General features: G+C 69.7%; 22 protein-coding genes and 1 pseudogene. 2 read left to right on the forward strand and 21 right to left on the reverse strand.

Annotated features, from left to right (window positions below; all coding sequences use genetic code 11):
• Positions 1 to 54: 54 nt before the first annotated feature.
• Positions 55 to 996 (reverse strand): 30S ribosomal protein S2, encoded by a 942-nt coding sequence (gene rpsB / locus OG395_RS19550; protein ID WP_327244118.1) that lies wholly within the window; start codon positions 994 to 996, stop codon positions 55 to 57.
• Between the two features lie 365 nt (positions 997 to 1,361).
• Between rpsB and OG395_RS19555 the strand changes: the two are divergent.
• Positions 1,362 to 1,724: pseudogene (locus OG395_RS19555) on the forward strand (murein hydrolase activator EnvC family protein); the annotation flags it as partial.
• Positions 1,725 to 1,930: 206 nt separating this feature from the next.
• Here OG395_RS19555 and OG395_RS19560 read toward each other — a convergent pair.
• The 18 genes from OG395_RS19560 to proS form a co-directional block, all read right to left on the reverse strand.
• The gene (locus tag OG395_RS19560; RefSeq protein ID WP_327249388.1) at positions 1,931 to 2,488 is read right to left on the reverse strand and encodes a TetR/AcrR family transcriptional regulator; all 558 of its coding nucleotides are present in this window, start codon (positions 2,486 to 2,488) and stop codon (positions 1,931 to 1,933) included.
• Between the two features lie 95 nt (positions 2,489 to 2,583).
• Positions 2,584 to 3,420: an RNA polymerase sigma factor WhiG gene (gene whiG, locus OG395_RS19565; protein WP_266981018.1), complete on the reverse strand. Its 837-nt coding sequence runs from the start codon at positions 3,418 to 3,420 to the stop codon at positions 2,584 to 2,586.
• Positions 3,421 to 3,661: 241 nt separating this feature from the next.
• On the reverse strand, positions 3,662 to 4,903 hold the full coding sequence (gene dprA / locus OG395_RS19570) for a DNA-processing protein DprA (protein ID WP_327244119.1): 1,242 nt from the start codon (positions 4,901 to 4,903) through the stop codon (positions 3,662 to 3,664).
• A gap of 31 nt (positions 4,904 to 4,934) precedes the next feature.
• Positions 4,935 to 6,560, reverse strand: coding sequence for a YifB family Mg chelatase-like AAA ATPase (locus OG395_RS19575; RefSeq protein WP_327244120.1), 1,626 nt, complete (start codon positions 6,558 to 6,560; stop codon positions 4,935 to 4,937).
• A complete protein-coding gene (locus OG395_RS19580; protein WP_327244121.1) occupies positions 6,560 to 6,919 on the reverse strand; it encodes a YraN family protein in 360 nt (119 codons plus the stop codon). Before OG395_RS19580 ends, OG395_RS19575 begins: the two co-directional genes overlap by 1 nt.
• Before the next feature lie 120 nt (positions 6,920 to 7,039).
• Positions 7,040 to 7,348, reverse strand: a complete 309-nt coding sequence (locus OG395_RS19585; protein WP_003965949.1) for a DUF2469 domain-containing protein — start codon at positions 7,346 to 7,348, stop codon at positions 7,040 to 7,042.
• A 64-nt stretch (positions 7,349 to 7,412) separates the two neighbouring features.
• Positions 7,413 to 7,901 (reverse strand): NUDIX hydrolase, encoded by a 489-nt coding sequence (locus tag OG395_RS19590; RefSeq protein WP_327244122.1) that lies wholly within the window; start codon positions 7,899 to 7,901, stop codon positions 7,413 to 7,415.
• Entirely contained in the window at positions 7,891 to 8,640 is a 750-nt protein-coding gene (gene lepB, locus OG395_RS19595) for a signal peptidase I (protein WP_327244123.1), read from the reverse strand. The genes OG395_RS19590 and lepB (OG395_RS19595) overlap by 11 nt, the downstream gene beginning before the upstream one ends.
• A 51-nt stretch (positions 8,641 to 8,691) precedes the next feature.
• The gene (lepB, locus tag OG395_RS19600) at positions 8,692 to 9,585 is read right to left on the reverse strand and encodes a signal peptidase I (protein WP_327249389.1); all 894 of its coding nucleotides are present in this window, start codon (positions 9,583 to 9,585) and stop codon (positions 8,692 to 8,694) included.
• Positions 9,491 to 10,561: a signal peptidase I gene (lepB, locus tag OG395_RS19605; RefSeq protein ID WP_327244124.1), complete on the reverse strand. Its 1,071-nt coding sequence runs from the start codon at positions 10,559 to 10,561 to the stop codon at positions 9,491 to 9,493. Before lepB (OG395_RS19605) ends, lepB (OG395_RS19600) begins: the two co-directional genes overlap by 95 nt.
• On the reverse strand, positions 10,554 to 11,321 hold the full coding sequence (gene lepB / locus OG395_RS19610; protein ID WP_327244125.1) for a signal peptidase I: 768 nt from the start codon (positions 11,319 to 11,321) through the stop codon (positions 10,554 to 10,556). The genes lepB (OG395_RS19605) and lepB (OG395_RS19610) overlap by 8 nt, the downstream gene beginning before the upstream one ends.
• Positions 11,322 to 11,366: 45 nt before the next feature.
• A complete protein-coding gene (gene rplS / locus OG395_RS19615; protein WP_093899094.1) occupies positions 11,367 to 11,717 on the reverse strand; it encodes a 50S ribosomal protein L19 in 351 nt (116 codons plus the stop codon).
• Positions 11,718 to 11,845: 128 nt separating this feature from the next.
• Positions 11,846 to 12,667, reverse strand: a complete 822-nt coding sequence (gene trmD, locus OG395_RS19620) for a tRNA (guanosine(37)-N1)-methyltransferase TrmD (RefSeq protein WP_327244126.1) — start codon at positions 12,665 to 12,667, stop codon at positions 11,846 to 11,848.
• Positions 12,667 to 13,236 carry a ribosome maturation factor RimM gene (gene rimM, locus OG395_RS19625; RefSeq protein ID WP_327244127.1) on the reverse strand — a complete coding sequence of 190 codons (570 nt, stop codon included), beginning with the start codon at positions 13,234 to 13,236 and terminating at the stop codon, positions 12,667 to 12,669. The genes trmD and rimM overlap by 1 nt, the downstream gene beginning before the upstream one ends.
• 79 nt (positions 13,237 to 13,315) lie before the next feature.
• The gene (locus tag OG395_RS19630; RefSeq protein ID WP_005311361.1) at positions 13,316 to 13,555 is read right to left on the reverse strand and encodes an RNA-binding protein; all 240 of its coding nucleotides are present in this window, start codon (positions 13,553 to 13,555) and stop codon (positions 13,316 to 13,318) included.
• 2 nt (positions 13,556 to 13,557) lie between these two features.
• On the reverse strand, positions 13,558 to 14,001 hold the full coding sequence (rpsP, locus tag OG395_RS19635) for a 30S ribosomal protein S16 (RefSeq protein ID WP_037689851.1): 444 nt from the start codon (positions 13,999 to 14,001) through the stop codon (positions 13,558 to 13,560).
• Positions 14,002 to 14,158: 157 nt separating this feature from the next.
• Positions 14,159 to 14,752: a hypothetical protein gene (locus tag OG395_RS19640; protein WP_030928573.1), complete on the reverse strand. Its 594-nt coding sequence runs from the start codon at positions 14,750 to 14,752 to the stop codon at positions 14,159 to 14,161.
• Between the two features lie 227 nt (positions 14,753 to 14,979).
• The gene (proS, locus tag OG395_RS19645) at positions 14,980 to 16,395 is read right to left on the reverse strand and encodes a proline--tRNA ligase (protein WP_327244128.1); all 1,416 of its coding nucleotides are present in this window, start codon (positions 16,393 to 16,395) and stop codon (positions 14,980 to 14,982) included.
• Positions 16,396 to 16,623: 228 nt separating this feature from the next.
• Between proS and OG395_RS19650 the strand changes: the two genes are divergently transcribed.
• A complete protein-coding gene (locus tag OG395_RS19650) occupies positions 16,624 to 17,493 on the forward strand; it encodes a methyltransferase domain-containing protein (protein WP_327244129.1) in 870 nt (289 codons plus the stop codon).
• 27 nt (positions 17,494 to 17,520) lie between these two features.
• On the opposite strand, the gene ftsH is transcribed toward OG395_RS19650, so the two are convergent.
• Positions 17,521 to 19,434: an ATP-dependent zinc metalloprotease FtsH gene (gene ftsH / locus OG395_RS19655; protein WP_327244130.1), complete on the reverse strand. Its 1,914-nt coding sequence runs from the start codon at positions 19,432 to 19,434 to the stop codon at positions 17,521 to 17,523.
• Between the two features lie 191 nt (positions 19,435 to 19,625).
• The gene (gene ffh, locus OG395_RS19660; RefSeq protein ID WP_327244131.1) at positions 19,626 to 21,179 is read right to left on the reverse strand and encodes a signal recognition particle protein; all 1,554 of its coding nucleotides are present in this window, start codon (positions 21,177 to 21,179) and stop codon (positions 19,626 to 19,628) included.
• Between the last annotated feature and the right edge of the window lie 112 nt (positions 21,180 to 21,291).

A 21,291-nucleotide genomic window follows, 5' to 3' on the forward strand; every position in this document is an offset into this window, starting at 1 on the left:
GGGGGCGGTGCCTGTGGCACCAGCCCCCGCCGTCATTCAGCCGTGACGGAGTCGTCAGGCCTGCTCGGCGTCCGCGGCCGGAGCCTCGGCAGCGGCCTCGGCCGGCGCCTCGGCAGCAACCTCGGCCGGCGCCTCGGCAGCAACCTCGGCCGGTGCCTCGGCGGCGTCCGCGACCTTCTCGGTCTCAGCAGACGTCTGAACCTCGGCGTCCGCCTTCTTGTCGCCCTCGAGCAGGTCGCGCTCCCACTCGGCGAGCGGCTCACCGGCAGCCTTGTCGCCCGGCTTCGAGTCGCCGGTCGCAGCGCCGGAACGGGCGATGAGGCCCTCGGCGACGGCGTCGGCGATCACGCGGGTGAGCAGGGTGACGGAGCGGATCGCGTCGTCGTTGCCCGGGATCTTGTAGTCGACCTCGTCGGGGTCGCAGTTGGTGTCGAGGATCGCGACGACCGGGATGTGGAGCTTGCGCGCCTCACCGACGGCGATGTGCTCCTTCTTGGTGTCGACGATCCAGACGGCGCTGGGCACCTTCTGCATCTCGCGGATACCACCGAGGGTCTTCTCCAGCTTGGCCTTCTCACGGGAGAGGACCAGGAGCTCCTTCTTGGTGAGGCCGGAGGCGGCCACGTCCTCGAAGTCGATCTGCTCAAGCTCCTTCAGACGCTGAAGGCGCTTGTAGACGGTGGAGAAGTTGGTGAGCATGCCACCGAGCCAACGCTGGTTGACGTACGGCATGCCGACGCGCGTCGCCTGCTCGGCGATGGCCTCCTGGGCCTGCTTCTTCGTACCCACGAACATGATGGAGCCGCCGTGCGCGACGGTCTCCTTGACGAACTCGTAGGCGCGGTCGATGTACGACAGCGACTGGAGCAGGTCGATGATGTAGATGCCGTTGCGCTCGGTGAAGATGAAGCGCTTCATCTTCGGGTTCCAGCGACGGGTCTGGTGACCGAAGTGGACGCCGCTCTCCAGCAGCTCCCGCATCGTGACGACGGCCATGGCCGTACTCCTTGAGGTACTCGGTTGTCGCAACCGCAGGATTGCGGTCGCGCCTGACGCCCCGACGCGCCATGCCACGAGGGACCGAGGAGCGCGGCCACCGTCCGCAGAGAGGGAGGTGGCGGGGCGTGCGAAGTCGACCCGGTGACCCGGATCGCCACAAGAAGTGTACGGGACCCGTCGGGTGCCGGGTGACGGCGCTGTCCACAACCGGCGAGTAGTCCACAGATCCGGTCCATGATCCCCGTGGATCCGCCGGGTGCGGAACGGTTCGGGTCATGCGATACAGACCTGAACCGACGGCTCGCCGGGCCCGGGCGGCGCTCGTGGCAGCACTCGTGGCGGCGTTCATGACCGCGCTCACGATGTTGTGCGGTGCGGGCCGCGCCGCCGCCGCGGACAACCCCACGCAGGACGGCGGGCGCGCGTGGCCGCTCGCGGGGCGGCCCGTGGTCGTACGGGGGTGGGAGCCGCCGGCCGGGGCCTACGGGCGGGGGCACCGTGGCGTCGACCTCGCCGCCGCTCCGGGTGTCCAGGTGCGAGCCGCAGCCGACGGCCGGGTCTCGTTCGCGGGGCGCGTCGCGGGACGGGGGGTGCTGTCGATCGAGGTGGCGGGGACCGGTGATCCGCCGCTGCGCACGACGTACGAGCCGGTGCGGGCGCTGGTCTCGGAAGGTGACGAGGTCCGCGCCGGCCAGCCGGTCGCGGTCATGGAGGCCGGGCCGTTCCACTGCGAGTCCGGGTGTCTGCACTGGGGACTGCGGCGTGGTGACGCATATCTGGATCCGCTGTCGCTGCTGCCTCCTGCGCTGCTGCGGCGGGGTCCTTCGCGGCTGCTGCCGGTGTTCGGCGTACCGGAGCCGCGGGCGCCGGGCGCCGTCGGGTACGCAGACCCTGCCGTCCTCCTCGTCGCGGCGGCGACCAGGTGCGGGCGTCAGCCCCGTACGCCCCGCAGGACCATGGCGACGGCGGTGTCAGCGATCACCCCGGGCGCCTCCGCCACGCCCAGTTCGATACGGCGCACGGCGGCGTCCACCGAGCCCTGCAGCAGCATCGCCGCCAGCCTCGGCTGTTCATGGCCGAGGTCACCGAGCGCCTCGACAATCATGGCGATCAGCCCGCCGTGGGCTGCCCGGATCTTCTCCCGTGCGCCTGCGTCCAGCTCGCTCGCCGAGATGGCGACAACAGCGCGGTGCCTCCGGTCCCCGACCAGATCGAGCTGGCGGCGTACATACGCCTCGATCTTCCCCTCGGGCGTCTGCGCCCGCTCCATCGCGTTCTCGACCTCGGCCGCCCAGACGGGAAAGTCGACGGCGCACAGCTCCTCGACGACGGCCGCGCGGGAACGGAAGTACTCGTAGACGGAGGACCGCGCAAGGCCCGTGCGCTCGGCGAGAGCGGGGAAGGTCAACGCCTCCGTACCGCCCTCGGACAGCAGGGAGCGGGCAGCGTCCAGGAGGGCGCCGCGCTGCATGGTCCGGTGCTCGGCCACGGAGGCCGCTCGAATCCTGGGCACGGATCCACTCTACGGCGGCAGGCGTTCGAGAGAGGGCGCGGGCAGCCAACATCGCCCGGCCGGACCGCTGCTCAACGTCCCGCGTCGGCCAGTTTCGCGCGGAGCTGCAGCACCGATTTGGTGTGGATCTGGCTGACCCGGCTCTCGGTCACCCCGAGCACGTTGCCGATCTCGGCGAGGGTGAGCCCCTCGTAGTAGTAGAGGGTGACGACAGTCTTCTCGCGGTCCGGGAGCGTGTTGATCGCCCGGGCGAGCAGCCGTCGGAGCTCACGGTCCTCGGCTACCTCCACCGGATTGTCGGCGGCGGTGTCCTCAAGGGTGTCCATCAGGCTCAGCCGGTCGCCGCCCTCGCCGCCGACATGCAGCAGCTCCTCCAGCGCGACCACGTTCGCCAGCGACAACTGGCTGAAAACCGCATGCAGTTCTTCCAGGGCGATGCCCATCTCCGCCGCGACCTCCGCCTCGGACGGGGTACGCCGCAACTGCGCCTCCAGTGTCGCGTAGGCGCGCTCCACGGCCCGCGCCTTCTGCCGTACGGAGCGCGGGATCCAGTCGAGCGCCCGGAGCTCGTCGATCATCGCGCCGCGGATACGCGTGATCGCGTACGTCTCGAACTTGATGGCCCGTTCGATGTCGAACTTCTCGATCGCGTCAATCAGTCCGAAGACCCCCGAGGAGACGAAGTCCGCCTGCTCGACATTGGACGGCAGTCCCACGCTCACCCGGCCCGCGACGTACTTCACCAGCGGCGAGTAGTGAAGGATCAGCTGCTCCCGCAGCCGGCCGTCGCCCGTGGACTTGTACGAACGCCACAACTCGTCGAGCGAGGAGGGGGCAGGGGGGCGCACAGTGCCACGCGCAGCGGGTGGCACTGCTGCGCGGTCAGACCCGGAGGTGTGCTGGGGCATGTGGTGCCTTGAGCCGTTCTGCTGTGAAGTGCTGGGGGACTTGTGTCTGAGTCGGATTCCTTGTGAGCGTAGCGTGACTGAAGCGTCGCGGTGCGCGCAGGATAAAGCATCAGCGCCGGGTACTTCTGGGGGAACAGACACGACTACGCTCCGGGCCCGTCGCTTGTGCAGCGGTCCCGGAGGGGTCGCCGAAGGATCCGCCGAGGTCACCGGCATCACCTTTTCACCCGAATGCTCCAGGTCAAGGACCGCCTCGCCGCAGGCCCCCATTGCGTGCCGACTGCCGCGTCAACTGCCATCCATCGCCATTACGTTCGACGAACCCCAGTGAGTGGAGTTCGTACAACCTGCCGAGCGCTTCGTCGGTGCCGGTGCCCGCGGTGCGGGCGATGTCCCTCGCGTTGACGGAACCTCGGGAGGGCAGGGCGTCGAGGATCCGGGCGCAGACGGCGTCCAGCAGGTCCCTGGGAAGCAGAGGACCGCGTCGGGCGGGAGCGAGATCACCGATGTCCCCCACCAGTTCGGCCACCTCCGAGGCATCCGTGACCAGGACGCCTTCGCCCCGGAGCAGTTCGTGGACACCGGCAGACAGCCCGCTGGTGGCGGGTCCCGGAACCCCCATGGTGAAGCGGCCGAGCTGCTGAGCCCTGCGCGCCGTGACGAGCGAACCGCTGCGGTATTGCGCCTCCACCACGACCGTTCCCCGCGTCAACGCGGCAATCACCCTGTTCCGAAGGACAAATCTGCTGCGTGTCGGATGATCGGACGGCGGCAACTCTCCGATGATCAGACCCTGTTCCGCCACGCGTCCGATCAGCTCGGCATGGCCTCGGGGATAGGCGACGTCGACGCCGCAGGCCAGGACCGCCATCGTCGCCCCGCCGGCCGCGAGTGCGCCACGGTGTGCCGCCCCGTCCACTCCGTACGCGGCGCCCGACACGACCACCCATCCCAGCTCCGCCAGCCCGGAAGCGAGGCTCGCCGCCATATGCGCCCCGTACGGAGTGCAGGCGCGTGCGCCGACCACGGCGACGGAACGCAGCGCCCAGAGCCGCAGATCGGCCCGGCCCCGCACCCAGAGCGCGGTCGGCCTGGAGTCGCCCAGGTCGTCGAGCTGGCTGGGCCACTCCCGGTCACCGGGACAGACCAGGCGGCCGCCCACCGCGGCGACCGCCGCGAGGTCACGCTCGGGCTCGGCCGACCCGACCCGCAACCGGTATCCGGCGAGCCGCTTCGGTGTCATGCCGCTCAGCTCTTCCGCGGTCCCGTCGCGGGACGTGAGCCGCCGCATCAGCTCGACGGCGCCGACTTGGCGCAGCCAGCGGCCACCGTGCTCGTCCCCCGGCTCCAGCACGCGGGTCAGCGCAGCCCGTGCCAGCCGGTCCCGCTCCCCCACCGTCCCCGGCGCGCGCACCGGTTGGTGGCCGCCCACCGCCTCCTGCCCACGCCGTGGTGCGTGGTCTCCCACCGACTCCGGCGTCATCACGCCCCGCCCCTCGCCGTAGCCCCCGGCGTCATGACGTCCCGCCCCGGGCCAGGGCTCCCCGGGCGATCCCGGTCCGTAGTTCCAGGGCCACCGCGATATCGGACGCCTCCGGGCGATCCGCGCCGCGCAGATCGGCGACGGTCCACGCCACCCGCAGCACCCGATCGAGTCCCCGCGCGGTGAGCAGCCCCCGCTCCATGTCCCGTTCGGCCTCCATGAGCGCCCCCGGCGCCGCGAGCAGCCGGGTTCGCAGCTCATGGCCGGGTACCTCGCTGTTGGTGGTCCATCCCGTGCCCGCAAGCCGTTCTGCCGCCCGGGCCCTGGCTTCCCGTACCCGCGCCGCGACGACGGCCGTGGGCTCGCCCCGGCCGCTCGGGCCCATGAGGTCCTCGCGCGTGACCGGTGCGACGACCACCCGCAGATCCACCCGGTCGAGCAGCGGCCCGGAGAGTCTCGCCTGGTAGCGGCGGACCGAAGAGGGCGGGCATTCGCAACCGGCGCCGGTGAGGGTGTGGCGCCCGCAGGGGCAGGGATTGGCCGCCAGCACCATCAGGAATCTGGCGGGCAGCCGCACCACTCCGGCGCTGCGCGCCACCACCACATGCCCCGACTCAAGCGGCTGGCGCAGCGCGTCGAGCGCCCGGACGGAGAACTCCGGCGCCTCGTCCAGGAACAGCACACCCCTGTGGGCCAGCGAGACCGCCCCGGGCTTCGGCAGCCCGTTCCCCCCGCCGACAAGCGACTGCATCGTCGCCGAGTGGTGCGGCGCACAGTAGGGCGCCCGGGTGACCAGCGGCTCACCCGGCGGCAGGATGCCCGCCACCGAGTGCACCGCGGTCACCTCCAGGGATTCCTGCCGGCTCAGCGTCGGCAGAATCGCGGGCAGTCGCTCGGCCAGCATGGTCTTGCCCGCGCCCGGCGGTCCGGAGAGCAGCAGATGGTGCCCGCCCGCCGCTGCGACCGCGAGGGCCAGACGCGGCGTCTCCTGGCCGGCGACGTCCGCCAGGTCCGGGTGACGCCCCTCGCCCTGCGCGGCGATCCGTGCCAGTCCGCTGCCGATGCCCGCGCCCGGCACCATCAGCCCCGCCAGCATCGTGGAGGGGCGTCCTTCCTCGTCACCCTCCCGCTCGTCGGGTACCGGCTCGTCGCTGAGCACCGCGATCAACTGCCGCAGGCTCCGCACACCGAGGACCGAGACGCCGGGCACCAGCGCCGCCTCGCCCGCGGTCTGTTCGGGCACGACGACCTTCCGGTACCCCGCCTCCGCAGCGGCAAGCACGGCTGGCAGCACACCGCGGACCGGCCGCACCCAGCCGTCGAGGCCGAGCTCCCCGATCATCACCACATCGGAGATGGCCGAGGCATCGATCCGCTCGGCCGCACCGAGTACGGCACACGCGACAGCGAGATCGAAGCCGCTGCCTCCTTTGGGCACGGAAGCCGGCGAGAGCCCGACCGTGAGTTTCTTCTGCGGCCACTCCGCCCCGGAGTTGACCACGGCGGCCCTGACCCGGTCCCGGCTCTCCACCAGGCTCTTGTCCGGCAGACCGACCAGGGTGAACGCCGCCACCCCCGGCTCCAGGTCCGCCTGGACCTCCACCACCACGCCTTCGACGCCGACCAGCGCCACCGAGCACGCCCGCGCGAACCCCATCAGGCCACCCCTCGCGCGTGCTCGACGACCGGCGCGCCCCGTCCGGGCAGCATCACGCCGATCAGATCGATCCGCACCCCGCCCGGCGGCGGGCCGCCGTTCCGGTCGAGCCAGATCTCGGCGAGCCGCCGCAACCGGTCCGCCTTCACCGGGCCGACGGCCGCCATCGGATGCTGGAACGCCCCCGCCCTGCGGGTCTTGACCTCGCAGACGACCAGCGCGTCCCCGTCCATCGCCACGATGTCGATCTCACCGGCGCGACAGCGCCAGTTCCGTTCCAGTACGGCCATGCCGGCGTCGGTCAGCAGCCGCGCCGCCAGATCCTCGCCGTACCGCCCGAGTGCCCCCCGTGCGTTCATTCGGCACCACCTCCGGCACCGACGATGACGCGTCCGAGCCCCGCTGGTGGATCTTGGTGGACAACTCAGCGGTTGTGGACAACCCGGCCACCCGGACGGACCGGCGACCGCCGCGGCGGCTCAGCCGCCCGGGAGTTCGAGATCGCTCTTGTTGAGTTCTTCGATGTTGACGTCCTTGAAGGTCAGGACGCGTACCTGTTTGACGAACCGGGCGGGCCGGTACATGTCCCAGACCCACGCGTCCGCCATGGACACCTCGAAGAAGACCTCACCCTGAACCGAGTGCACCTGCATCTCGTAGTCGTTGGTGAGGTAGAAGCGCCGTTCGGTCTCGATCACATATTTGAACAGACCGACGACGTCTCGGTACTCCCGGTAGAGCTTCAGCTCCATCTCGGTCTCGTACTTTTCGAGGTCCTCGGCGCTCATTGGCATGTTCCCCTTCAGCCGTGCGTCCACCTATTGTGCGCCAGGCTCCCGCGCCCCCGAAGGCTTAGGCGATTTCGGGGGCCAGGACCACTGGCGTACGCGGTGGACCCTCGTCGAGCAGCGTGCGCAGCAGCCCGGCGAGCCTGGTCGGGTACACCGTCTCACGCGCCACGGACAGTTCGCTGTAGGTCCACCACCTCAGGCCCGAGACACTGCGCTGCTCCAGCCCGGTGAGCCCGCTCAGATCCGTGTCGGTCTGCGTGGTACGTGCCAGGTAGTACCACTCGTCCTGGTCCCAGCGCCGCCCGTCGAACGGGAAGGAGCAGATGCGCTGCCAGAGCACGGGGCCGAGTTCGACGCCCGTGATCCCGGTCTCCTCGGCGAGCTCGCGCAGTGCGGCCTCCTCGCGGGTCTCGTCGCCCTCCAGGCCGCCTCCGGGCGTGAACCACCAGGTGATGTCGGGGTTGTCCGGTTCGTAGCCGTGCATCAGCAGAATGCGGTCGTCGGGGTCGAGCAGGATCACCCGGGCGACCTTCCGGATCTCAGCGGGCACCCGCGGGCACCTTCCCGCGCTGTTCACGCCTGCTCCGTGCGGACCGCGCCGCGATCGGCCCGTACGCCGCGCCGCCGACGATGAGCACCACACCCACCACCACGGCCCCGACCTGCAGCTCCAGCGGTCCGGGCTTCGACACCCCGCCGGGAAGAACCGCGAACGCCTGCGGTCGCTCGATCATCCCGTTCATCGGCCAGGCGATGGCGTCCACCCGGGCCCGCACGGCACTGCGCGGTACCGAGCCCTGCCCCGGGTCGTCGAGGTGGACCCGGGAGTCCAGGGAGCCGCTGCGCTCGTCACCGAGGAGGAAGAGCTGGCCCTTGGGCACCTCCGCCGAGAAGTTCTTCACCGAGGCGAGGCTCTTCGTCTGCAGATACGGTTCCTCAATGGGCTTGCCGTTGACGGTGAGCCGACCGTTCTTCTCGCAGCAGGCGATCAGGTCGCCGCCGATGCCCACCACCCGCTTCACCATGGGCATGTCGCCCCACGCGGGGTCCTTGAAGACCACCACGTCACCGCGGCGCACCTCGGCACCGTCCACCCGCTCCGCCAGCACCCTGTCACCCGCGTGCACCGTCGGCGTCATCGACTCGGTCGGCACGGTGTACGGCTTGTACACCACCGCTGCCCAGGCGAACCCGCCGAGGAAGAGCACACAGCCGACGGCCACGGCCAGCCCCGACAGCATGCTGCCGAGCCGACCGTGGCCGTCACTCGTACGTCCTGTTCCACTCATCCCAGCGTCCCCCACCTCGGAGATCGACAATCGCTGATCCGAGTCGGCACCCTACCCGGCAGTACGCCCGGCGGTCAGCCTCTTGCGACGCCACAACACGACCGGCAGCGCTCCGGCTACACCCAGTGCTCCCGGCGCCAGCCCCATCGCGGCGTTCAGCCCCGGCTGGTCGAAGGTGCTCGGAACCGGCAGGGTCGCCCAGCGGTTGATCGGCCATGCCACCACGATGGCCCGGCCCACCACCTCGTCCGTGGAGACCGTGCCCTGACCCGGCAGCTCCTGGTGGTAGCGGGAGTCCAGGGAGTTCTGGCGATGGTCGCCCATCACCCAGATACGGCCCTCGGGCACCGTGATCGGACCGAACGGCTCGTCGTTGCACGGGGTGTTCCCCGGGTAGATGAACGACTGCTCGTCCAGCGCCTTGCCGTTGACTACGACCGGCCCGTTCTTCCTGCACTCCACCGTGTCGCCGCCGACCGCGATGACCCGCTTGATCAGGTCCTTCTCCTCGGCGGACGGCATCAGTCCGATGAAGCTGAGGAACTTCTGCGCAAGGTTCGGTTGGGGCGTCGACTCGCCGTCCACCAGCCAGCCGCCCGGGTCGTGGAAGACCACGACCTCGCCGCGCTGCGGCTCGGAGCCGAACCAGGGGGTCAGCTTGTCGACCAGCACCCGGTCGCCCCGCTGGAGCGTGTTCTGCATCGAGTCCGAGGGAATCGAGAACGCCTGCACCAGAAACGTCTTGATCAGCAACGCCAGAATCAGTGCGATGCCGATGAGCAGGGGCAACTCCTTCCAGAAGGAGCGTGGCTTCCCCGGAGCCCTACCACCACCGTCCGGGGAGTCGCCGTCACTCTCCGCCCGGTCCGGCGTCGCCTCGGCAGACCTTTCGCTCTCGGGCCGGTCCTCGGGTTCGTCGTGTCCGGATCGTGCGCCGACCGCCAAATCCCCCACATCCACTCCTCACTCCGTGCCACCGCCTGCCCCCTAGCCGGTGCAGGCCCACCACTCCCATAACGAGCGGGAGTTCCGCAGGGGTCGGGAGCCGGACCATTCCATTGAGGTCCTGGGACGACACACTATTCGACGGTGCGTACGCCACCGACGTCCCGGCGCGCGCGTCCGGGACCGAAGCGAACGTCTCGGGCTCTTCCAGTCTCCGCCAGTGCCCGAAAGGCCAGGCGATGATGACAGCCCGTCCCACGACCGCGTCCTCGGGGACCGTGCCGTGATCCGGCTCGTCCAGGTGGAAGCGCGAGTCGGCGGAATTGGAGCGATGGTCGCCCATGACGAAGATTCGGCCGGCCGGAACCTTTACCTCGAATTTGAGCGTGGAGGGCGGATTGCCCGGATGCAGATAGGGCTCGTCGAGCGGTACGCCGTTGACGGTGACCCTGCCGTCCTTGTCGCAGCACTTCACGGTGTCACCGCCGACGGCGATCACCCGCTTGATCAGATCCTGTTCGTCGTCGGACGGCAGCAGCCCGATGAAGGTCAGCACTTCCTTCACCTGTTTGACGACAACGGGCGGATCCTGCTTCGCGACGTTCTCCTGCCGCAGCCAGTTTCCCGGATCCTTGAAGACGACCACGTCGCCGCGGTGGGGCTTGGATCCGAACCAGGGCGTCAACTTGTCCACCAGCACCCGGTCGCCGATCCGGATCGTCTGCTCCATCGACCCGGACGGGATCACGAAGGCCTGCACCAGGAACGTCTTGAGGACGAGCGCGATGAGCAGCGCCACGGTGATGAGGAGGGGTATCTCCTTCACGGCGGACCTGCGCCGCCGCCGTTTGACCCGGCGCGCCAGCTTGCGCCGCTCCGCCCGGGTCGGCAGCGAGCGCACGGCCGTCGGCCTGGTGCCGGTCGGCAGCGGAACGTCGGCGTCCGACCCGCCGCTCGCCCGTCCGCGGTTACCCATGCGTCCCGCCCTGTATCCGTACGGAGTCGAAGGCGCCGGTCTTCGGGATCGAGCCCAGCCGGCCCAGCGGCCAGCCGATCCAGTCCACCCGGCCGATGACCATGTCGACCGGCACCATGCCGCCGCCGGGCTCTCCGAGATGGTCACGTGAATCGCGGGAGTTGCTCCGGTGATCGCCCATCATCCACAGCGTGCCGTCGGGGACGACGATGTCGAAGGCCACCCGGGACGGGTCGTCGCCGGAATGGAGATACTCCTCGTCCACCGGCTGCCCGTTCACCTCGATCCTGCCCCGCTTGTCGCAGCAGACCACCCGGTCGCCCCCCACGCCCACCACCCGCTTCACGAAGTCGGTCTCGGCAGGTTCCGCCAGCCCCAGGGACGCTGCCGCGCCGTGCAGCAGCCCGGTGACGGGGTTCTCGGCGGGTGCCACCTGGACGAAGGAGCCGGTGCCGTCGAAGACCACCACGTCACCGCGGTGCGGTACGGAGCCGAAACGGTACGCCAGTTTGTTGACGAGCACCCGGTCCCCCACCCGCAGGGTGGACTCCATCGAGCCACTGGGGATCAGGAACGGCTGCAGCACATAGGTACTGAAGAGCAGCAGGAAGGCCGAGCAGACAGCGCCGAGGAAGGCCGCACGCCGCCACGACAACGAGGCGAACCGGTCCGGGATACGCGAAGAGCGCGACCTCTCCTCCGCCCCTGCTTCGGGTGCGGAGGAGCGGTCGCGCTCCGTGTGCTTTGCTTCCGTGTCCATCGGAGCCAGAGCTTATCCGGCCGAGCCGCGGAGCTGGGAGTTAGCTCAGTTGTCGCGCTTCTCCTTGATCTTCGCGGCCTTGCCGCGCAGCTCACGGAGGTAGTACAGCTTGGCGCGACGGACGTCACCGCGGGTGACGAGCTCGATCTTCTCGAAGATCGGGCTGTGCACCGGGAAGGTGCGCTCGACGCCGACGCTGAAGGAGACCTTGCGGACCGTGAAGGTCTCGCTGACGCCAGAGCCCTGGCGGCGGATGACTACGCCCTTGAACTGCTGGATACGGGAGCGGTTGCCCTCGATCACTCGCACGTGGACGTTGACGGTGTCACCGGGACGGAACGCCGGAACGTCCGTACGCAGGGAAGCGGCGTTGACGCCATCGAGCAGGGAAGCCATGTTGTCTGCTTTCTTCGCCGATGCCACAGGTCATCGACGGGAGATCGTAAGGAGATGGGGTGCTGATCGCGTCGGGCGGGCGTCGTTCCCCCTGTGGCAGGGGCGCACACCGGACGTACAGCAGCGGCTCATTCTTCCACGGCTTCGGGCCTGCGCCAAAATCGGCCACCGGGCTCCGGGGACCAGCCGAGGATGGAGAGGATCTCACGGTCCTTCTTGTCGAAGGCGCTCGCCTCGCAGCGCTCGATCAGGTCGGGCCGGTTGAGCGCGGTGCGGCGGAACGCCTCGTCCCGCCGCCAGCGCGCGATCTTCCCGTGATGACCGCTGAGCAGGACGTCCGGAATGCCCCGGCTGCGCCACTCGGGGGGCTTGGTGAAGACCGGCCCCTCCAGCAGATCGGCCATGGCGCCGGGCGCGAAGGAGTCGTCGCGGTGCGACTCGGCGTTGCCGAGCACGCCGGGCAGCAGCCGGGCCACCGCCTCCGTGATCACCAGTACGGCGGCTTCCCCGCCGGCCAGCACATAGTCGCCGATGGACACCTCGACGACCGGCATCCGGGTGGCGTACTCGTCCATCACCCGACGGTCGATGCCCTCGTAGCGGGCCGGGGTGAAGATCAGCCACGGGCGCTCGGAGAGCTCCACGGCGAGCTCCTGGGTGAACGGGCGGCCGCTGGGCGTCGGCACCACGAGCAACGGGGAGTGCGCCCCCGCCTCGTACCCGTCCACCAGCGCCTCGTCCAGGGCGTCGCCCCACGGCCCGGTCTTCATGACCATGCCGGGACCGCCGCCGTACGGGGTGTCGTCGACCGTGTTGTGCCGGTCGTACGTCCAGTCCCGCAGATCGCGCACATGCACATCGAGGCGGCCGCGGGCGCGGGCCTTGCCGACGAGCGAGACGTTCAGCGGTTCCAGGTACTCGGGAAAGATCGTGATGACGTCCAGCCGCATCAGGCTTCGTTCTCCTGCTCGGCGGCCTCGTCGTCCCGCGCGGAGGCGACCACGGCCTGGCTGTCGTCGATCAGGCCGGGCGGCGGGGCGACGACCGCGCGCTGCTCCTCCAGATCGATCTCGGTGACGATCTCCTCGACGAACGGAATCATCACCTCGCTGCCGTCCGGGCGCTCCACGATGAAGAGGTCCTGGGACGGCAGGTGCGAGATCTCGGTGATCCGGCCGATCTCGGTGCCGTCGGCGAGGACCACATCGAGGTCGATGAGCTGGTGGTCGTAGAACTCCTCGGGGTCCTCCGGAAGTTCCGCCGGGTCGACGTCGGCGATCAGCAGGGTGTTCCGGAGGGCCTCGGCCGCCGTACGGTCCCGTACGCCCTCGAACCGCAGCAGCAACCTGCCACTGTGCACCCGGCCGGCCTCGATCGTCAGCGGTCCGTTCGCGGCCGGGTCGGTGGTGAGTACGGCCCCGGGGCCGAGCCTGAGCTCCGGCTCGTCCGTGCGTACCTCGACGGTGACCTCGCCCTTGATGCCGTGGGCGCGGCCGATCCGCGCAACTACCAGCTGCACCTTGTGTCTCTCCTGTCATACGACGACGGGCCGGGGCGGGCGCATGGCCCTCCCCGGCCCGTGCCGGTGTTCAACTCTGTCAGCGAACCTGGTCCACGTCGACGAGGTCGACGCGGATACCACGGCCGCCGATGGCGCCCACGACGGTTCGCAGCGCGCGTGCGGTGCGGCCGTTGCGGCCGATCACCTTGCCGAGGTCATCGGGGTGAACCCGGACCTCCAGCACACGACCACGGCGCAGGTTGCGCGAGGCGACCTGCACATCGTCGGGGTTGTCGACGATGCCCTTCACGAGGTGCTCGAGAGCCTCCTCGAGCATGCTCAGGCCTCGGTCGACTCGGCGGGCGCGGCAGCGTCAGCCGCCTCGTCAGCCTTCTTGTCGGACTTCTTTGCCTTCTGCGTGATGGCCTCGCCCTTGGACTCCTCGCCGGTGTCCTTGGCCAGGGCCTCGAACAGGGCGCGCTTGTCAGCCTTGGGCTCCGGCTGCAGCAGCGGCGCGGGGGCCGGGAGACCCTTGTGGGCCTGCCAGTCACCGGTGAGCTTCAGGATCGCGAGAACCGGCTCGGTCGGCTGGGCGCCGACAGACAGCCAGTACTGCGCACGCTCCGAGTTGACCTCGATGCGCGAGGGGTTCTGCACCGGGTGGTACAGACCGATCTCCTCGATGGCCCGGCCGTCACGGCGGGTACGGGAGTCGGCGACGACGATGCGGTAGTGAGGCGAACGGATCTTGCCCAGACGCTTCAGCTTGATCTTGACTGCCACGGAAGTGGTGTCTCCTGGTCTATGACGTGGTTGGGCACAACGAAGATGCCACGTGGGGTTGCGGTACTCGGGTGCCCGATGGACGCGTCAGCCGGAGGAGAGAGGGGTCCTGTGCGACTGTCGAGTACAGCTTGCCATTGTGCCACACCACGTCGGGTCACCCCACCGCGACCGCTGCTTCCGGGATACGGAACGGCTTCCCGCAGCCACCGCAGACGATCGGCGCCTGGGCGAGGACCGAGGGAACGACCCGGACATTGCGTCCGCAGTCGCAGACGGCCTTGACCCGCACGCCTCCACCGGAGGAGCCGTGCCGGGCGGCGGGCCCGCGGAAGGAGCGCTTGGTGTCGGCGGCGGTGGCGACCGTGTGCGCCTTGAGGGCGCGCTGCAGCCGCTCGATCGTCGGGCGGTACCTGCGCTTCGCCTCGGGATTGAGCGTGACCAGCGAGAAGCCACTGCTGGGGTGGGGTTCCTCGGCATGGTCGAGGCCCAACTCCTCGGCGATCGCGAGGAATCTGCGGTTGTGGTAGCGGCCGGCGCGGGAGGTGTCGCGGACACCTCGTGCGGCGGCGATTCCATGGACTGCCTCATGCAGCAGTCGCTCGAAGGAGAGCTCGGCGCCACAGGCGGACGAGGACTCTCCGATCAGGGACTCTGGCGCGGCAAGATCGGGCAGCTCGGGGTGGTACCGCTGAATGTCGGCCCACGCCTGTGCCAGCTCTGCGGCAAGTACAGGTGGTGTCGTGCTCACGTCGTGACAACGAGCGCGAGTGCCCCGGTGTTCCTATTCCGGGGCATCCCAAATAATTTGCACGTACCAGTCAGTTGCCGTTGATGCGCCCTGACGAGGGCGGGTGCGCCGATCTGTGGAGAACTCTCACAGCTCACACCAAGGTGGTACGTAGTGCCGGGTACGCCCCGGTGCGTAGACAATGCCTCCGCGCCGGGGTTCCGACGGCTCCGGGAGCGCCCGGGGCCTCAGTAGGCGCGGGCCACGACGGCGACAGTACCCGGGGCGTCGTCCGACTCCGGCACCGACCCGTCCTCGGCCACCAGACACCGCACCGACGCCCCGTGCTCCGCGAGCCGGGCCTCCCCCGCCGGCCCGAGGACGTCCCACGCAATACGCGCCCAGCCGCCCGCTGCCGCCGCCTCCGCGGCCTCGTCGACGGTGGACACCTCGCTGGTACGGGACTCGCGGCGGGCCCGGGACTCGCGCAGCAGCGTCGCCTGGTCCTCCTCCAGGACCGCCGGGAGCAGCGTCGGCAATGCCTCGATCGCGACCGGCTCCTTCCCGCCCGGGATGCGGCGGGCCAGCATCGCGGTGCCGTTCTCCAGGTCGCGCGGACCGATCTCGATCCGTACGGGCACGCCCTTCAGCTCCCAGTCGACCGCGCGGCGGCCGAACGGGGTGTCGGTGCGGTCGTCGATCCGGACCCTGATCCCGGCCTCGCGCAGCCGGTCGCCGATCTCACGGACCGCGGTCAGCACCGCCTCGTCCCCCTTGATCGCGAGGACGACCACCTGCACGGCGGCGAGCCGCGGCGGGACGCGGAGCCCCCGGTCGTCACCGTGGGACATGATCAGGCCGCCGACCATCCGGGTCGAGGAGCCCCAGGAGGTCTGCCAGACCAGCTCCTGCCTGCCCTCCCGGGACAGGTACTCGGTGTGGAACGCCTTGGCGAAATTGGTGCCGAGCTCATGGCTCGTACCCATCTGCAGGGCCTTGCCGTCGCCCATCATCGATTCGAGCGTGAGGGTGTTGATGGCGCCCGCGAACCGTTCGCTCGGGGTCTTGCGGCCGAGCACCACATCGATGCCCAGGACCTGGGTCATGAAGTCCGCGTAGACGTCCCGGTGGATGTACGCGGCGTAGTCGTGGGCGTCCTCGTAGGTCGCGTGGGCCGTGTGCCCCTCCTGCCAGAGGAATTCGGTCGTACGGAGAAAGACCCGCGGGCGCATCTCCCAGCGGACGACGTTCGCCCACTGGTTGATCAGCAGGGGCAGATCCCGGTAGCTCTGCACCCATTTCGAGAAGTACTCATTGATGATCGTTTCGGACGTCGGCCGCACCACCACGGGCTCTTCGAGGTCCTTCCCGCCGCCGTGGGTGACGATGGCCAGCTCGGGTGCGAAGCCCTCGACGTGCTGTGCCTCGCGTGTCAGGTAAGACTGGGGGATGAAGAGCGGGAAGTAGGCGTTCTGGGCGCCCGCGTTCTTGATGCGGGTATCCATCTCCTGCTGCATCCGCTCCCACAGGCTGTATCCGTACGGTCGGATGACCATGGTGCCGCGCACCGGGCCGTTGTCCGCAAGTTCGGCCTTGTTGATCAGATCCTGGTACCAGCGGGGAAAGTCCTCGGCCTGGGGTGTGAGAACGGGTGCCTTTGCCATGGCGCGCATCGTACGGCGACATCGCCTTTCCCACGGAGTGACAGGACCGGTCACGGCCGACTGTCTGCGGGGGCGCACGACCGAGGCGCACAACCAATGCCCTCCGCCCTCTGGACGCGGCCGCGGATGCGCAGTTCTCTGACATACGGGGGGAGTGCGGGCACGCACACACGGGGGCCGTCCATCACTCGGGAACGACCTACCTCTCGGCGGATTGGGGCGCTTTCCATGACACCAACGCTCGTCCGGCACCCGGGGCAGACGGATCCGTCCGCCCCGATGGACCCCGGAACCCGTGCACGTGACTGGGCCGAGATCCAGGAGCGGATGCTCGCGCCGCTGTACGAAGCGGTGTACGACCGGCTCGAAATCGGAGCCGGTACTCGGATGCTCTCCCTCGGCTGCGGCTCCGGGCTCGCGCTGCTGATCGCGGCCGCCCGCGGGGCGCGCGTCACCGGCGTCGACACCGACCGTGAACGCCTTGATCTGGCCCGCGAACGGCTGCTGCCGGAAGCGGCGTGGGACGGCGGCCCCGATCCGGCCCCGGCCGGGCCGCCCCAACTGTTCGCCGGTGATCCGTCCGCCGTCGCGCCGGCCGACGGTGTCCCGTACAACCTGCTCACCGTGTTCTCCCCGATCGGCTGTTCGGCGGGCGACTCCGAAGGGCTGCTGCCCGCCCTGGAGTCCGCCCTGCCGCTGCTCGCCCGGGGCAGCTCGGTGGTGCTGACCGGCTGGGGTCCCCCTGAGCGGTGCGCGACTGCGGCGGTGCTCCGGGTGGCGGCCCGGCTCACCGACGGGGCCCGGGCGCCCCGCGCGGGCGGGTGGCGCCCGGCGCGCAGGGACGATCTGGAGGACGTGGCGTTCCGGGCCGGACTGAATCCGAACGGCTCGGGGCGGGTGGCGTGCCCGTTCGGCTACGCGGACCTGGACAGTGCGGTACGCGGGCTGCTGTCGACGCGGCTGTTCGATGCGGCGGTGCGGGCGACGGACCGCTCCCAGGTGGAGAAGGAGGTCGCGGAGGCTCTGCACCCGCACCGGCGCCAGGACGGCACGGTGTGGATGCCGAATGTCTTCCGCTATCTCGTCTGCACCTCCTGAAGCCGGTGCGAACGCGGTGGGGCGGTCCTACTTGGCCAGGCGCGGGATGCCGGCCGCACGGTAGGCCGCCTCTTCGTCCAGCGTCTCGTTCTGCAGCAGCGCCGACGCCAGCGCGTCCAGCTTCTCCCGGTGCTCGCGCAGCAGCCGCTGCGCCTCGATGTAGCACTCGTCGACGATGCGCCGCATCTCGTCGTCCACGGCGTCCAGCGTGGCCGGCGCCGCCGAGAGCCCGTACGCCTGCTGGATGTCGCCCGGGATCGCCGTCAGCCTGCCGATCCTGCTGCTCATGCCCCAGCGTCCGACCATTCCGCGCGCCAGATTGGTGACCTGTTCCAGGTCACTCTCCGAGCCCGTGGTGACCACTTCGTAGACCAGCTGTTCCGCGGCCATGCCGCCGAGGGCGCCGATGATGCGGCCGCGCAGATACTGCTCCGTGTACGCGTACTTGTCGGCGTCCGGCGTCGAGAGAGTGACGCCGAGGGCCCGGCCGCGCGGCACGATGGTCACCTTGCGCACGGGGTCGGCGCCCGGCTGGACCATGCCGAGCAGGGCGTGGCCGCTCTCGTGGTACGCGGTCCTGCGCCGCTCCTCCTCCGGCATGACGAGCGGTCGTTCGGCTCCGAGCTGGACCTTCTCCAGGGCGTCCGACAGGTCGGTCTGGCTGACCTCGGACTGCTTGCGCTTGACGGCGAGAAGCGCGGCTTCGTTGGCGAGGTTGGCGAGGTCGGCACCGGTCATGCCGGGGGTCGTCCGCGCCACCTGGCCGAGACTCACGTCGTCGGAGAGCGGGATCTGCCGGGTGTGGATCTTCAGGATGGCCTCCCGGCCGGTCCGGTCGGGAGGGCTCACCTGGACGATCCGATCGAAGCGGCCGGGCCGGGTGAGGGCGGGGTCGAGGACGTCGGCGCGGTTGGTCGCGGCGAGGACGACGACGCCTTCCGATCCGGAGAAGCCGTCCATCTCGGTGAGAATCTGGTTCAGCGTCTGTTCGCGCTCGTCATGGCCGCCCATGCCGGAGCCGCCGCCGCGGGCCCGGCCGATGGTGTCGATCTCGTCGATGAAGACGATGGCGGGGGCGACCTTTCGGGCCTCGGCGAACAGTTCCCGTACCCGGCCGGCACCGACGCCGACGATCATCTCGATGAACTCGGAGGCGGAGGCGGAGAAGAACGGCACGCCCGCCTCGCCGGCGACGGCCCGCGCCAGGAGTGTCTTGCCGGTGCCGGGCGGACCCGCGAGCAGCACTCCCCCGGGCATCCGGGCGCCCATCCTCCGGTACTGCTGCGGGTTCTTCAGGAAGTCGACGACGTCGTTGAGTTCGCCCTCGACCTCGTCGATGCCGGCCACATCCTCGAAGGTGGTGCGCTTGCCCGCCTCCAGTTCGACCGGTTTGGGCGGGGCCTTGCGGCCGAAGCCGCCCATCCCGCCGCCCATGCCCCGGGACATCCGCCGGGCGATGAACACCCAGAGCAGGACGAGCAGCAGCATCGGCGCCAGCGAGATCAGGAGGTTGGCGAGGAAACTGCGTTCCTTGACGACCGGCTGGGCGGTGACGGTGACGTCTTCCTTGACCAGCTCGGCCCAGAGGTTGTCGTCGGCGAACGCGGGCCGCTGGGTGACGAACTTCGTGTACGTGTTGTCGGTGCCCGGGATCTTCGCCTCCTTCTTGAGCTGCCCCTGGATGGAATCGCCCTTGGAGTAGATCTTGGAGACGTTGCCCGCCGTGACCTGCTTGCTGAACTCCGTGTACGCGATGGTCGGCTCGTTCCTGCCGTTGAAGAAGGACAGCACCAGGTTGGCGATCAGATAGACGGCCAGCGCGGTCAGCAGCAGTCGGCCCCAGCCGCCCGGCATCTTCCGGCCCTGCGGCTTGGGCGGTGGGGCGCCTTCGGAGCGCCACGGCTGGTCGGTCCGATCGCGTGGCGGTACGGAATTGGTCACACGCGCTCCTCTGCCGACAGCCGTTGAGCCGACATTAAGGGAGAAATACGATCAAAGCCCTCGGTGGAGCCGTCCGCTGGGCCCGTGGAGGGACACCGACCCGATACGGGCGCGCAACCGGGTGGCACGGGTAAGGGGCACCCGCCCATGGCGAATGCCCCTTGCCTGTGTGCCCCTGCGGGCGTCGGGTGTCAGCCCGTGAACTTCTTGAACGCGTCGGGAAGCTCGAAGCTCTGGTCCTCCTGCGCCGCCGGAAGACCGAACGCGCCACCCTGCGCCGCCGCCTGCTCGCGACGGGCGGCCGCGGCCTGCTCCTCGGCCTTCCTCTTCATCGGGTTGCCGCTCTTGCGCTTGCCCTTGGCCTGCTTGACCTGCTTCTTCTGCCGGCCCGCGCCGCCACCCATGCCGGGCATCCCCGGCATGCCCGGCATGCCGCCGCCCTGCGCCATCTTCGACATCATCTTGCGTGCCTCGAAGAACCGCTCCACCAGGTTCTTCACGGCGGACACCTCGACACCGGAGCCCTTGGCGATACGGGCCCGGCGCGAGCCGTTGATGATCGTCGGTTCCTGGCGCTCGTGCGGCGTCATCGACTTGATGATCGCGGCGGTACGGTCCACGTCGCGCTCGTCGATGTTGTTGATCTGGTCCTTGATCTGCCCCATTCCGGGCAGCATGCCGAGCAGCTTGGAGATGGAGCCCATCTTCCTGACCTGCTCCATCTGGGCCAGGAAGTCGTCGAGGGTGAAGTCCTTGCCCTTGCTGGACGCCAGCTTGGAGGCCATTTTGGCGGCCTCTTCCTGGCTGAAGGTCTTCTCCGCCTGCTCGATCAGGGTGAGCAGGTCACCCATGTCGAGGATGCGGGACGCCATGCGGTCGGGGTGGAAGGCGTCGAAGTCCTCGAGCTTCTCACCGTTCGACGCGAACATGATCTGCTTGCCCGTGACGTGGGCGATCGACAGGGCCGCACCACCGCGGGCGTCGCCGTCGAGCTTGGAGAGCACCACACCGTCGAAGCCGACGCCGTCGCGGAAGGCCTCGGCGGTGTTGACCGCGTCCTGGCCGATCATCGCGTCGACGACGAAGAGGATCTCGTCGGGGCTGACGGCGTCGCGGATGTCCGCGGCCTGCTGCATCAGCTCCTCGTCGATACCGAGGCGGCCGGCGGTGTCGACGATGACCACGTCGTACTGCTTCGCGCGGGCGTGCTCGATGGAGTCCTTGGCGACCTGGACCGGGTCACCGACGCCGTTGCCCGGCTGCGGGGCGTAGACCGCCACACCGGCGCGGTCGGCGACGACGCTCAGCTGGTTGACGGCGTTGGGGCGCTGGAGGTCACAGGCGACGAGCAGCGGGGAGTGGCCCTGGCCCTTGAGCCAGAGGCCGAGCTTTCCGGCGAGGGTGGTCTTACCGGCACCCTGCAGACCCGCGAGCATGATCACGGAGGGCGGGTTCTTGGCGAACCGCAGCCGCCGGGTCTCGCCACCGAGGATGCCGACAAGCTCCTCGTTGACGATCTTGACGACCTGCTGGGCGGGGTTCAGCGCCTGGGAGACCTCGACGCCGCGCGCCCGGTCCTTGACGTTGGCGATGAAAGCGCGCACGACGGGAAGCGCGACATCGGCCTCGAGCAGGGCGATACGGATCTCGCGGGCCGTGGCGTCGATGTCCGCCTCGGACAAGCGGCCCTTGCCCCTGAGGTTCTTGAAAGTCGCGCTAAGGCGGTCGGAGAGAGTATCGAACACGGCGCTCGTCGGTCCTCAGGGTCGGGGTCGGGTGCAGGTCAGTCGTCCCCAAGGGTATCCGGACGCCGGGAAACGCAAAGCCCTCGCCCGTTTCTCGTGACGGACGAGGGCC

Origin of the sequence: Streptomyces sp. NBC_01320, from assembly GCF_035974375.1 — a bacterium.
GTDB classification, from domain to species: domain Bacteria; phylum Actinomycetota; class Actinomycetes; order Streptomycetales; family Streptomycetaceae; genus Streptomyces; species Streptomyces yanii.

Coding starts and splice junctions, on each gene's coding strand:
- rpsB (WP_327244118.1), bottom strand. CDS start 996: ATGGCCGTCGTCACGATGCGGGAGCTGCTGGAGAGCGGCGTCCACTTC.
- whiG (WP_266981018.1), bottom strand. CDS start 3,420: ATGCCCCAGCACACCTCCGGGTCTGACCGCGCAGCAGTGCCACCCGCT.
- dprA (WP_327244119.1), bottom strand. CDS start 4,903: ATGACGCCGGAGTCGGTGGGAGACCACGCACCACGGCGTGGGCAGGAG.
- OG395_RS19575 (WP_327244120.1), bottom strand. CDS start 6,560: ATGGGGTTCGCGCGGGCGTGCTCGGTGGCGCTGGTCGGCGTCGAAGGC.
- OG395_RS19580 (WP_327244121.1), bottom strand. CDS start 6,919: ATGAACGCACGGGGGGCACTCGGGCGGTACGGCGAGGATCTGGCGGCG.
- OG395_RS19585 (WP_003965949.1), bottom strand. CDS start 7,348: ATGAGCGCCGAGGACCTCGAAAAGTACGAGACCGAGATGGAGCTGAAG.
- lepB (WP_327244123.1), bottom strand. CDS start 8,640: ATGAGTGGAACAGGACGTACGAGTGACGGCCACGGTCGGCTCGGCAGC.
- lepB (WP_327244124.1), bottom strand. CDS start 10,561: ATGGGTAACCGCGGACGGGCGAGCGGCGGGTCGGACGCCGACGTTCCG.
- lepB (WP_327244125.1), bottom strand. CDS start 11,321: ATGGACACGGAAGCAAAGCACACGGAGCGCGACCGCTCCTCCGCACCC.
- rplS (WP_093899094.1), bottom strand. CDS start 11,717: ATGGCTTCCCTGCTCGATGGCGTCAACGCCGCTTCCCTGCGTACGGAC.
- trmD (WP_327244126.1), bottom strand. CDS start 12,667: ATGCGGCTGGACGTCATCACGATCTTTCCCGAGTACCTGGAACCGCTG.
- OG395_RS19630 (WP_005311361.1), bottom strand. CDS start 13,555: ATGCTCGAGGAGGCTCTCGAGCACCTCGTGAAGGGCATCGTCGACAAC.
- proS (WP_327244128.1), bottom strand. CDS start 16,395: ATGGCAAAGGCACCCGTTCTCACACCCCAGGCCGAGGACTTTCCCCGC.
- OG395_RS19650 (WP_327244129.1), top strand. CDS start 16,624: ATGACACCAACGCTCGTCCGGCACCCGGGGCAGACGGATCCGTCCGCC.